Here is a 12546-nt window from a genome sequence, read left to right as displayed (position 1 = left end):
GGCGCGGGATGTAATATGATCGTTGCCGAGCCGCCAGCAATGCCCGATCAAGCAAGCGCATCCATAACAAACCCGCTGCGTGCAGCGCCGAACCTGCTGACGCTGACTCGCATATGCCTGGCGCCCTTTCTGGTGATGGCTGTGCTGGAGGGGCATTTTGTCGCGGGCCTGGCGCTTTTTATCGTAGCCGGCCTGACGGATGCATTCGACGGCCTGCTCGCTCGCCTGCTCAAACAGCGAACAGCGCTCGGTCAGTATCTCGATCCGGTAGCCGACAAGCTGCTCTTGAGCACGCTCTTCCTCGTACTCACGCATAAGAACCTGATTCCCGTGCGCGTTACGGTGCTGGTCTTCAGCCGCGATGTCGGCATCCTGGTTGTTGCGGCAATTCTTTATGCAGTTGGCCGGCGTGATTTCGGGCCAAGCATTCTGGGCAAAGCCAACACAGTGGCGCAGATTGTGGCGATTGCAACCGTGCTTCTGGTGCAGGTAGACGGCGCAAAATGGGTGTGGCAGCTCAGGCAATTGGCGCTCGATGCGACGATGGCGCTGACCATTCTCTCCGGCCTGCACTATGCCTGGGTGGTGAGCCGCAAAACGCAGCATTTTGCGGCAAACGGCACCGGCGCGCCGGGGAAAAGCTCGAGTTAGCCCGCCAGGCCCACTCGGTCAGGACTCAGCCTCTGCCTCTTCGGCTTCCGCGCTTTCCTCGATTGCCATATCCTGAAACTCTTCTGAATCAAAAACCTCGCCGCATTCCAGGCACTCGACAAATTCCGTGTCTTCGTGCCGCGATACGACGCGAACTCTAGGATGCTTGCATACGGTGGCCATAGTTTCTGATACGTGTTCCTATTTCTCCGGTTCAATCTGGCAATTGCAACGCACTAAAAATAGACGCAAAACCCGCCTGAGGTGAAACCACTTCTGAAGAATCAATAAATCGTCTTTGCGCCCGATTGTAACGTCTGTTTGCGTGGTTGAAAACGAGATTTTGGTGAAAAAATGCATTTCACCACGGATCGAACTTGTACAGGTTGCCGCCTCAGTTCCATATTTACGCAGGAGCCGAACCAAAAACCAACCCTCTTGCGGAATTTGCTGTGGAATGCCGAATTTTCCGGGTACCGGCGACGATATTGATTTGCTGGAAACTGATCTATTTGTTGCTTGACAAGCGAATTGAGTCGGGCCTATAGTTCGGGTCGCAAATTAAAGCCCTCCTTCCGCCGCCGTCTGCGTTAACGCGCAGATATGCCCGGAGAGTGGGTTTTTATCGCATAAGCGCAAGTAGCTATAGGCGCGGGACAGCGCAGTCGTAAGGCAAGTTGGGCAATTTCAGGGAGGCTCTATGAAGGGAAAGATACAGGCCAGCATTCGCAATATTCGTGTGTTCCGTTTCGCTGCATTGGTGGCGCTGGTGTTACTGCTCTCCATTGGGAGCAGAGCACATGCCCAGATTCTCTACGGTTCCATCAGCGGCACGGTCACAGACAAAACCGGCGCAGTCGTGCCGAACGTGGCCATTACACTCACGAACCAGGATACCGGTGACAAGCGCGTCACGCAGGCCAGCGGCGACGGTTCCTATAACCTTCTCGATGTTCTCCCCGGAAACTACTCGCTAGCCGCGCAGACCACGGGTTTTGCTGCATACCGCGTCCGCGACATCAAGGTAGAAGTCAACAGCAAGGTCCGCGTCGATGTGACTCTCCAGACTGGCTCCGTTACAACAGAAGTCACAGTCACCAGTTCGGCCGCCGCTTCCATGCAGACGGAATCCGCTGAGGTCAACTCCGAGCTCACGCAGACCCAGATAGGATCGCTGCCCATTACTTCCAGCGCCGGCCGCAATTACCAGGCGCTTTACACCATCATTCCCGGCGCATCCGCCGTGCAGGAGAAGAACTCCACCTCAGCCAACCCGTCCCGCTCCATGAGCGTCAACATCAACGGCAACTCCTACAACGGCAACACCACCCGCATTGACGGAGCCGTCAACTACTACGGATGGCTGCCCTACATCATTGCCTACGTTCCGCCCGCGGACGATATTGAAAACGTCAGCTTCACCACCAATGCTTTCAATCCGGAACAGGGCCAGGCTGGCGGCGCAGCCATCAAAATCACTACCAAGAGCGGCACCGCGCACTTCCACGGCAGCGCATGGGAGTTCTACCAGGACGCAGCCATCAACGCCAAGCCCTACACCTATATCCTGCCCACAACGCCGCCCAAATTCGTCTTCCACGAGTTTGGCTTTAACATTGGCGGTCCGGTCTACATTCCCCACATTCTTACCAGCAAAAAGAAGCTTTTCTTCTTTGAGAACTTTGAGCGCACCACGCAGCGCAAGCTCATCACCGCCACCTTCTCCGTGCCTGATACCAACATGCTCGGCGGCGACTTCTCCCAAATCGCTGACCTCGCCCTCACCGGAAACTCCGGCTCGCCGATTCTCTATGACCCGCAGCCCGGAGGCACCGGCCCCTATCTCGCTCCCGCAAATCGCACCACTACATTTCTTGACGAGTATGGCTGCAACTGCATTCCGGCCTCGCGCCAATCCTATGCCGCCGCCACCATGCTGGCGCTCTTACAGCCCATCTCCAGCAGTCTTGGCACTCCCACTACCAGCCTGTTGCAGGGGCAGTTGCAGAACAACTTCGACGCCGTTGGCACCTACGCTTACACCAAGACTTCTTCAGACTCCAAAATCGACTTCAACCCCAACGAGAACAGCCATCTCTTCGGTAAGTACTCCATTGAGCCCTTCAGCATCCTCGATCCCCAAGCGCTCGGGGATGCCGGAGGAACTACCATGGATGGCGGCCAGCCTGGCAACACCGGCGGACGCGTCCAGAATGTTGGTCTCGGCTACAGCCGCGTCTTCGGGTCCAACCTCGTTCTTGATGCCGATTTCGGTTTCACCCGCCAGAACTCCGGTGCGCAGTCTACTCTCGATATCAAAGACGGTGACTTCGGCACAGACGTCCTCAAAATTCCCGGCACCAACCAGCCAGCCAGCGGCGCCAGCAGCACGGATTACGTCGGTCAGCCCATCTTCTCCTTCAATAATCTGTTCACCACACTGGGCAACGCACAGACCGCCAACCCCTTCCACTTCCGTGACAACCAGTTCACCGGAGACGTCAACCTGAGCTTGGTCAAGGGCCATCACTCCACCAAGTACGGCTTTACCTACTACCACTTCGATCTCAACCACTTCCAGCCCAACCTCGGCTCAGGCGTCTCCAATCCTCGCGGAGGCTTCCAGTTCAACGGCCAGTTGACCAATACCGGCACCAATCCCGTCAACGCCTACAACGCATTGGCAGACTTCCTCCTCGGTTTGCCCAACAACGGTACCGGGTCCGCGGTCTCAAAAGCAGAGCAGTCCCGCGATCCCAACAGCCTCCGCTGGACCACCATTGGCTTCTATGCCCAGGACCAGTGGCAGGTCACGCCAAAGCTCACCATGGTGTACGGCGTCCGCTATGAGTACTACCCCACTCCATATAAGGACCACACCGGCATCTACCTCGTGCATCCTGAACTGCCACAGACCGGCAACGTCGAAATCGGAGGCGTCAACGGCAATCCAGAGGCAGCAGGCCTCAAGGTCGGCTGGGGCAACTTCGTCCCGCGCTTCGGTTTGAACTATCGCATGACGCCCAAGACCGTCGTCCGCACCGGCTTCGGCATGACTACGGACCCTGACAGTTACCGCGTCATGCGCGATGCCTATCCCGGTTCCATCACCGTCAGTTACTCCGGGTCAGGCAACGGAACACTCCCCGTGGATCCGGCCAACGGCAACGCTCCCATGACGCTCTCTTACGGCATCCCGGGAATCGCCTATCCCAGCTTCGCCACCGGTTTTGTTTCGCTGCCTGTGGCGGCCAGCACTCAGACTGTCCCGCTCAATTACGACCGCGGCTACATTATGAGCTGGAATCTCATCGTGGAGCGCGAGCTGCCCGGCGGCTGGATCGGCAACATCGGCTACGTCGGAACGGAATATGTTCGCCAGCCCGCCACAGTTACTCCCTATAACTCGGCGCCCCTGCCGTCCTCAAGCACACCCTGCATGGCAAACGGCAAGTACAATCCTTCCACCGGCCTCAGCGGAAACTGCAGCTTCCAGGACAACACCATCATCAATCAGCAGTGGTGCACAGGAACCACGAACCTTGCCTGCTATAACACCGGCGGCATCAACCTGAACAAACCGCAGTTCCGGTCCTTTTACAACGGATTTCAGTCGCAGCTGCGCAAGAACGCCAGGAACACTTCTCTTGGCCTTACGTATACCTTCGCCAAGTCCATTGACTTTGAAGACAATGGCGCAGGCTCCGGCTCCGAGGGCACCAAGTTCAACTATCCCGCCTACTACTATCTCAACCGTGGTCTGGCCGGATACGACATCAAGCACAACGTGCAGGTCTATGCGGTCTATAGTCTGCCCTTCGGTTACGGTCAGCGCTGGGCAAACCATGGCGCAGCTGCTTTGATCGCCGGCGGCTTCAAGTTGAACGGCCAGTTCAGCCACCAGAGCGGCACTCCCTTCGGCGTGGTGGCCAGCAGCAACCTCCTCGGCAACATTGCACCCGGCATCGGCACAACTTACGCCCAGCTCGTCAAGCCCTATCACCAGCTCGGCGGACATAACCGCGGCACTGCCGGCGGTGCCGCCCTCAGCGGCGGCAAAGGATGGTTCGACCCGACCTCCTTCGCCAATCCCAGCATCGCCTCCACTGTTGACAACGTCACGCCGCCGTTCCCCAATACCGGGCGCAACCAGTTCCGCGGGCCTGGAGCATCCGACTTTAACACCAGCATCTTCCGCGCCTTCCACATCTTCCACGAGACCGAGTTCCAGGTCGGTATGGAAGCCTTCAACGTCTTCAACCACGCCCTCCTCTACGGCACCAACTCCAATGTTCCGGTCAATACTGTAGGCAACGCCAACCTGGGCAACATCACCACCTTCGGCCAGCCCTACTCGCCCACCTCAGGAGCAAGATCCCTCCAGTTCAACGGACGCTTCAACTTCTAGACCTCCATTCAACGCAAAACAGCGGCGGCTCAATCCGAGCCGCCGCTGTTTTTGCTTATTCTTAAAACACTTTTGGGTGCCCCCATCGATGGCGCGCTTTACGCCATGAGTAGGACAGCACTCCCATTCGCCGGCTAGCCCGGGTCCTTGCAGTTAAGGACCCAGGTACCACAAAAGCAGGTGGTGCAGTTTGAACTTCCACAAGCATCAACTCGACGTTAAAATCCTGGCATGGGAAACAAAGATACGGGAAAACGCGAAGAGAAGAAAAAGCCTAAACCAAAGCCTAAACCTGCACCCGGATTACCGAAGAGTTAGCACAAAGAAAACCGTGTCATCCTTCGACTCGTTTCACGGGGATCGTGGGACGAGTCGAAGGATGACACGGTTGCCTTTCGGTCGTTGACTACGATATTCGGGCACCCCATCCTTGGCGCGTTTTGTTTCTCGCGCCAGGGGTGGGACTAACGGACAAAGCCTAACGGCTCGTGGCCGCACTCTCCGCCAGCTTACCCAGCGCCGGCAGAAACACAAATCGCACATAGGCCCCAGGCTGCTCGACATTCTTGAGCAATGCCTTCTGTTTATTCAGCCATCCGGCAGGCGGAGCCGTATGCGCATCAATATATGCCAGCGACTCAAGCCCCACCGCGGCAAGTGCCGCAAGCTGTTCCACACGCGGACCGGCATTCGAGAATCGTCCCGACTTCTGCGCAAGCGCAAGAAGCTCCGGCGCAGCCTGCTGCCATGCAAGGAACCTCTCGCGCAATGCAGCCTCAGCAGCCTTCGAGTGCTCATTCATCACCGCATCCACCTCAGCAGCAATCTCCTGCCGCGCCGGCGGATCAGCCACAACCGCATCCGCCAAACCATTCAGCGGAGTGAGCGCATCCGTATGCTGCGCGTCCTCGCGATCACCAAAGCTGACCGGCTCTGTTACCGACGCCATCGCATCGATAGCCCCGGTATGCGTTGACCCAACAATGCTGCGGCGCAATTTGGCAGGCCCGGAGATATGCGTCAAACCAGCATCTTCAAGCTCCAGCGAAACAACACGCAGACGCCGATACATATCGGCCACATCGCGATCACTCTGCGGCGACCAGAACCGCTCCGCAACAGCCACCGTGCGCGGCCAGATGCGCGAGTCAGCGGTTCCCGGAAAAATCTGTTCCGCCCACATGCAGACTTCGCCGCCAATGATCTTGCTCTGCTGCTCGGGCGTCAGCTTCGTATCCGCCGGTATCGGATCGGCAAGAAACATCTCCTCGCTCGTCTTCTGCCCGTCGAGATAATAAGGAGCCGAGAGAATCCCCGTATAGCCCTGTGCCGCGCCGGCGGAGAGCGACTCTTCGCCGCGCCAGCTCTGCACCATAATGTCCTTCGGCAGCGCGGGATTCAGCACCTCATCCCACCCAACCATCTTCTTGCCGTGCTTCTGAAGAATGGGCAGCAGACGCTGATTGAAATACGCCTGCAGATCGTCCTTGGTCTTGAATCCCTTCTTCTGCATGAACTCCTGGATGGATGCGCTTGTCTTCCATCCCGAACCATCCACTTCGTCGCCGCCAATATGGAAGTACGCATCCGGAAAGATCTCCCCCATCTCCCCAATAAACGTATCCAAAAACTTGTACGTGGACTCCTTCGTCGGATCGAGCTCCCCCTGGTTCGTCTCGTATTCCTGAAACTCCTGCGGAATCCGCCTCACAGTCCGCCCATCGCCCAGCTCCGGATAAGCGTAAACCCAGCTCGCAGTATGTCCCGGCACATCAAACTCCGGCATCACGCGAATACCCCGCGCCCGCGCATACGCCACAATATGCCGCAATTCATCCTGCGTATAGAACTGCCCCAGGGACGCATTTTCTGTGAGCCGAGGGAATTTTTTGCTCTCTGCGCGGAAACCCTGGTCGTCACTCAGGTGCCAGTGAAAGACATTGAGCTTGGCCACCGCCATCCCATCCAGCGTCCGTTCAATCACGCTGATCGGCTCAAAGTGGCGAACCACATCGAGTTCGAATCCGCGCCAGACGAAGCGGGGCGCATCGTCAATCGTGACCGCAGGCAGGCTGCAAGCGCCATCCCGCATCGTCACAAGCTGCAGAAAGCTTTCAAGCCCATGCATCGCGCCCACATCGGTCGCCGCCCGCAGCGCCACACCACTTGAAGTCACATTCAGCTTGTAGCTCTCGTCTTCATCAATGCCTTGCACCGCTCCGCCCGGGCCCGCCACAGACAATGTCAGCGAGAGCGGATCGCTATCCTTGGCATCGTATTGCGTACGCCGGACACCCCCGCACTGCAAGTTCAGCCGCACGATGAACCGGTTCAGCGCCTTATCCAGCCGTGCGTCATGCGCGCCGGAAAATCCCGCGCGGAAATATCCATCCAGCTTGTACTCACCCTGGCCCGTTTCCACGGACTTGGGCCAAGGCATCACCGACAGCTTCGGCGCCTGCAGAGCGTTGCCCGGCTGCACAATCACAATCGTTAGCGCGGCAATAGTCAGCGCTCCCTGCAAAACTCTCGACTTGCGCACACATCTGCTGTTGTCTGGAATCATGCCTTTGCCCTCAAAAAGCTCTCACCGCGCCTCAGGCCCGGATATATGTCAAAAAACTGTTTCATGATCATATCTCGCGTAATCAATCATGCCAACAAGCAAATTTTGAGCAAATCGCGTAAATTTGATTGATCAGGGTGCTCGGTTTCCCGTACACTGCGCCCGAACCCTTTGGAGAACAATGTCTGACGCCCTAAGCCCGCGTGCCGAGCAGCTCTTGAAACATCTCCTCCGCACTGGCACAGCCACCATTGAGGAGCTGCTTGCCGTGGCCGGTTCGTCCGCGCCTTCCATCCGCCGTGACCTGGCTCGCCTGGAAAATCGCGGCCTTATCCGCCGCACACACGGTGGCGCCACGCTTGTGGAACCGCTGCTCTATGAGCCTTTTCGCTTCGATTCCTCTTTTTTGGCTCGCGAGCAACGCTTCGCCGCGGAAAAGCGCCGAATCGGTCTAGCCGGCGCGGAGCTGGTGCAGGCCAACGAGACCATTGGGCTCACCGCCGGAACTACCACAACCTATGTCGGCCGCAGCCTTCGCCATCGTGACAACCTTAAAGTCATTACCAACGCGATCAACATCGGGATGGAGCTGTGCAATCAGCCCGGAATCCGCACCTATCTCACCGGCGGCGTGGTGCCCTGGACATGGTCATTCTCACTTACCGGCAATGCGGCGCTCACCTATCTGAATGATGTGTATATGGACCGGCTCTTTGTCTCGATCACGGGTCTCGACGCGGAGCGTGGAGTGACCCAACTGGAGCCGGAAGAGGCGCTGGTCTATCGCAAGATGCTCAAGCAGTCCAAGCAGGTGATCGTAGTTACGGATTCGAGCAAGCTGGGACGCGTGGGCCCGGCATTTCTGTGCCCCCTCAGCGACATACATATTTTAATTACCGATACGGGCGCTTCTCCCGAGGCGCTGGCGCCATTACAAAAGCAGGGGATTAAGGTCATCCTGGCCTAAGCGTTCCCAAATTCAGAGGCATGCGGCTCGAGCTTTGGGGTGGGAATCACTACGATTTCCACCCCATTTTCTTGTCTCATGCTCTATGCGGCCCAAAGTCGCCAAATCTTATACTTTGAGCAAAATCAAGTATTTGCGTCGTAGTTGATCATAAGATCGGCATAAGGAATGATCATTTAAGGCTGATTTGTTCAAAATTGCTCTTGTGTTTTCTGAAAATTCATCCTATCGTCGTATCCACAAGCTACCGAAAGCCGTGCTGCATCTCGACGTGGGAGCAAAAACAGGAAACGCCAACCCCTCGATTCAGCTCTTTCAACCTCCAACTCGGTCCGGGCTCCCGCTGGGAGACTTTCCGGCCTGACGATCTCCCAGAAGTTTGAACCGGCATCAGGTCCGCGTCGCGCGAAGTCGCTTCCGGATCGCAAGAAAAAGAAAAAAGGAGACGTGCTTATGTCACAAATCAATTTGAGGCAGATGACACATGCCCGCCTATCGGCCATCTGTACCAGGCTGCCGATCAGGCATCTCAGGAAACCCGCGGGCCTGCTGTTGGGTCTGTTGCTTACGGCGCTGCTCGTTGTGCCGCAGTTTGCGCGCGCGCAGGAACTCACTGCCACGCTTACCGGCATTGTGACCGATACAACCGGCGCAGTCATTCCTAACGCCACCATCAATGTCACGGAGAATGCAACCAAGGCTGTTCATACCGTGCAGTCCGACGCCTCCGGCAACTATGTAGTTACTACCCTGCCCGCCGGAACCTACACGGTTGCAGTCGCATCGGCCGGCTTTGAGTCTTACCTCGCCAAGAACGTGGTCCTCACGGTTGCCCAAAATCGTGGCTTCAACATCCAGCTCAAGGCAGGCGCCGCTTCCACCACGGTCACCGTTGAAGCCGCCGCCGTCACCGTCGATACCGAGAGCTCAGCACAGTCCGGCACCCTCAGCAGCCAGCAGATTGTGGGACTCGAGCTCGCTGGACGTAATTTCCAGCAGCTCGTCACCCTTCAGCCCGGCGTAGTCAGTCAGATGGGCGACGAAACCGTCGCCAGCAATACCGCCATGTCCGTCAACGGCGCCCGTACCGGAGCCAACAACTGGACCGTGGACGGAGCCGACATCAACGACTCCGGCTCCAACACCACCATTGTCAACACGCCCAACGTCGATGCCATTCAGGAGTTCACCCTCCAGCGCGGCAACTACGACGCGGGCTACGGACGCTCCGGCGGCGGCCAGGTTCTCGTTGCTACCAAGGCCGGTACCAGCGGCTTCCACGGCAACGCATACGAGTTCCTCCGCAACACAGCTCTGGATTCGAACGAGTGGTTCAACAAGCGCGCCCAGGCCATCAACGACGAGCCCAACCAGAACGCCGTCAACCACCACAATGTCTATGGCTTCACTATTGGCGGCCCGGTTTACATTCCCAAGTTCTACAACACCGACAAAAAGAAGACCTTCTTCTTCTGGGCTGAAGAGTGGCGCAAGCAGAGCACGCCCGGCGGCGACTCCTTCGCTGCGGCAACGCAGGCCAATCTTGCCGGCCAGGTCGCAGGCAACTACACCGGTGCGCCAGCGGGCTGCGCCACCTACAATGCAGAGTCGAACACCACGACTATCTCTCCTTCCTGCTACAGCCAGAATTCGCAGGTCTACCTCACCAATGTCTTCGACAAGTTTCCGGCCAATGATGGCTCCAACTACACCTTCTCCTACTCGGCGCAGAACAACTTCCGCAACGACATCGTCCGCGTCGATCAGTACTTCAGCGATAAGCTTCACTTCTACGCCCGGTATCTGGCCGATGACATGCCCGTCGAAGATCCTGAAGGTCTCTGGGCAGGCTCCAACTATCCCGGGCTCGCTGCCGCGCTCGTCAACTCACCCGGCAAGAATGTCGTGGCCAACCTGACCTGGACCATCAGCCCCAGGGCCGTCAACGAATTTGAATTCGTATGGGCCCAGGGCGGCTACTCCAGCGGTTACAACCCGGGCGCGCTTGCTCAGGACTCCTCCGTCATCAGCCAGCTCACCAACCAGTGGAAGCCGGACCCTTACGGTAAGCTTCCCTCCATCGCCATCACCGGCGTCACCGGTTTCACCGCGGGCTCCACACCATACACTGAGCGCAACCTGGACCGCACCATCTTTGACAACCTATCTTTCAACTTCGGTAAGCACACGCTGCGCTTTGGCTTCCAGACGCAGTGGATGATCAAAACCGAAAACGCCATCAACGGCAACCCCAGTTTCAACTTCAATTCCTGGGGCGACTTCCTGGTCGGCAATGTAGCCAGCTTCAGCCAGACGTTGCCCGACATCATCCCAGACCTGCACTTCGCCAACAGCGAAGCGTATGCGCAGGACGACTGGAAGATCGCGCGCCGCCTCACGCTCAATCTCGGCGTGCGCTGGAGCCGCTTCCCCTCCTCGACGGATGTAAATAACACGCTGTCCAACTTCGATCCCAAGTACTATGCCCCGCAGTTGACTCCGCAGATCGATGCTGGCAACGCGGTCACCGATTCCAATGCAGGCAACTTCATACCCGGTCAGTACGCCGACCAGACTGAGCTGCTGCCGTCCACTTACACCAACGGCCTGATCTTCCCCAAGGGCGCGGCATGCTCGAACGCCCAGGCAGTCTCGCCGTTCGTCTCCTGCTCGCCCTTCGGCAAGTATGTCAACCCCAACTCAAACGCCAACTTCGCACCGCGCATCGGCTTTGCTTATGACCTCTTCGGCACCGGCAAGACGGTGGTTCGCGGCGGCTTCGGCATCTTCTATGACCGCCTGCTCGACGGCATCTGGGAACAGAACGCCTTTGCCAACCCGCCACTGGCGCAGCGCACCACCATCAACAACGTTCCCTTCGACAACATCTTCAATGGAGCCGCGGCCATCTCCTACGGCCCCAACGGCATCACGGCAACCGGCACGCCGGCATTCAAGGTGCCTAACTATGCCAACTACAACCTCTCGGTGCAGCACCAGCTCCTGCCCAGCACCGTGCTCGAGCTGGCTTACTTCGGCAACCAGGCGCGTCACCTCCTCGGCGAGTTCGATGAGAACCAGCCCACCGTGGCCGCGCGTCTCACGGCTCCAACCAACTCCAGCGTCAACTACATCCGTCCCTACGCGGGCTACGCAGGCATCACGTCGCGCGCGCCGCTCTTCACCAACAACTACAACTCGCTGCAGTTCAGCGCCAACCATCATTCGCACGGCTTCCAGACGGGTATCTCCTACACCTTCTCGAAGGACCTGACGACCAACACCTCAGACCGTTCGAACACGGCCACCAATAGCTACGACTTCACGCTCGACTACGGTCCCGCCAACTACAACCAGAAGCACACCTTCACCGCCAACTATGTCTACGACCTGCCCTGGTTCAAGGGTCAGCACGGTATCGTCGGCCACGTTGCGGGCGGGTGGGAAGTCTCCGGCATCACGCAATTCCTCTCTGGCCAGAACTTCTCGCTCTCGAACATCCGCGACCCGTTCGATCCCCTCGGAATCAACGCGGGCCTCGGCCTCGGTACCTATCGCCCTGACCAGGTTGCCAAGGTTCAGAACACCAAGAGCGTAGCCCAGTGGTTCTCCACCAGCTCGTTTGCGGAGGCGGTAAACCACTTCGGCTCGGAGAGCAATGGAAGCCTCGTCGGTCCCGGATACAACAACTGGGATCTCGCGGCCATCAAGAACGTCCGTATCTGGGAAAACGTCAACTTCCAGCTCCGCGGCGAATTCTTCAACGCCTTCAATCACGAGAGCTTCAGCACGGTTGACTCCAGCCTGGCTGACGGTGCCTTCGGCTCGGTTACAGGCGGACACTCACCCCGCCGCATCCAGATCGGCGCAAAGATCAACTTCTAACCCGCTGCAAGGCGAACAACAAGCAGGCCAGAGCATTGCTCCGGCCTGCTTTACTTTTGTCGCGAGTTA

The 12546-nt window shown here is 57.9% G+C and carries 5 protein-coding genes; 4 read left to right on the top strand and 1 reads right to left on the bottom strand.

The window, feature by feature from the left end; all coding sequences use genetic code 11:
• Nucleotides 1–15: 15 nt before the first annotated feature.
• On the top strand, nt 16–651 hold the full coding sequence (pgsA, locus tag VO84_RS08730) for a CDP-diacylglycerol--glycerol-3-phosphate 3-phosphatidyltransferase (protein ID WP_231737843.1): 636 nt from the start codon (nt 16–18) through the stop codon (nt 649–651).
• Between the two features lie 700 nt (nt 652–1351).
• Complete coding sequence (locus tag VO84_RS08725; protein ID WP_058187275.1) at nt 1352–5059, top strand: TonB-dependent receptor; 3708 nt, start codon at nt 1352–1354, stop codon at nt 5057–5059.
• A gap of 478 nt (nt 5060–5537) precedes the next feature.
• Here VO84_RS08725 and VO84_RS08720 read toward each other — a convergent pair whose 3' ends face one another.
• Nucleotides 5538–7625, bottom strand: coding sequence for a beta-N-acetylhexosaminidase (locus VO84_RS08720; RefSeq protein ID WP_058187274.1), 2088 nt, complete (start codon nt 7623–7625; stop codon nt 5538–5540).
• Nucleotides 7626–7806: 181 nt separating this feature from the next.
• On the opposite strand from VO84_RS08720, the gene VO84_RS08715 reads away from it, so the two are divergent.
• Both VO84_RS08715 and VO84_RS08710 read left to right on the top strand, forming a co-directional pair.
• Nucleotides 7807–8592 carry a DeoR/GlpR family DNA-binding transcription regulator gene (locus VO84_RS08715; protein ID WP_058187273.1) on the top strand — a complete coding sequence of 262 codons (786 nt, stop codon included), beginning with the start codon at nt 7807–7809 and terminating at the stop codon, nt 8590–8592.
• A 453-nt stretch (nt 8593–9045) separates the two neighbouring features.
• Nucleotides 9046–12477, top strand: a complete 3432-nt coding sequence (locus tag VO84_RS08710) for an outer membrane beta-barrel protein (RefSeq protein WP_058187272.1) — start codon at nt 9046–9048, stop codon at nt 12475–12477.
• The last annotated feature ends 69 nt before the right edge of the window (nt 12478–12546 follow it).

Origin of the sequence: Occallatibacter gabretensis, assembly GCF_001449115.1 — a bacterium.
Classification (GTDB): domain Bacteria; phylum Acidobacteriota; class Terriglobia; order Terriglobales; family Acidobacteriaceae; genus Telmatobacter; species Telmatobacter gabretensis.
Note: the sequence above shows the minus strand (reverse complement) of the source record. Positions and strands in the feature narration are given on the sequence as shown.

Coding starts and splice junctions, on each gene's coding strand:
- pgsA (WP_231737843.1), top strand. CDS start 16: ATGATCGTTGCCGAGCCGCCAGCAATGCCCGATCAAGCAAGCGCATCC.
- VO84_RS08725 (WP_058187275.1), top strand. CDS start 1,352: ATGAAGGGAAAGATACAGGCCAGCATTCGCAATATTCGTGTGTTCCGT.
- VO84_RS08720 (WP_058187274.1), bottom strand. CDS start 7,625: ATGATTCCAGACAACAGCAGATGTGTGCGCAAGTCGAGAGTTTTGCAG.
- VO84_RS08715 (WP_058187273.1), top strand. CDS start 7,807: ATGTCTGACGCCCTAAGCCCGCGTGCCGAGCAGCTCTTGAAACATCTC.
- VO84_RS08710 (WP_058187272.1), top strand. CDS start 9,046: ATGTCACAAATCAATTTGAGGCAGATGACACATGCCCGCCTATCGGCC.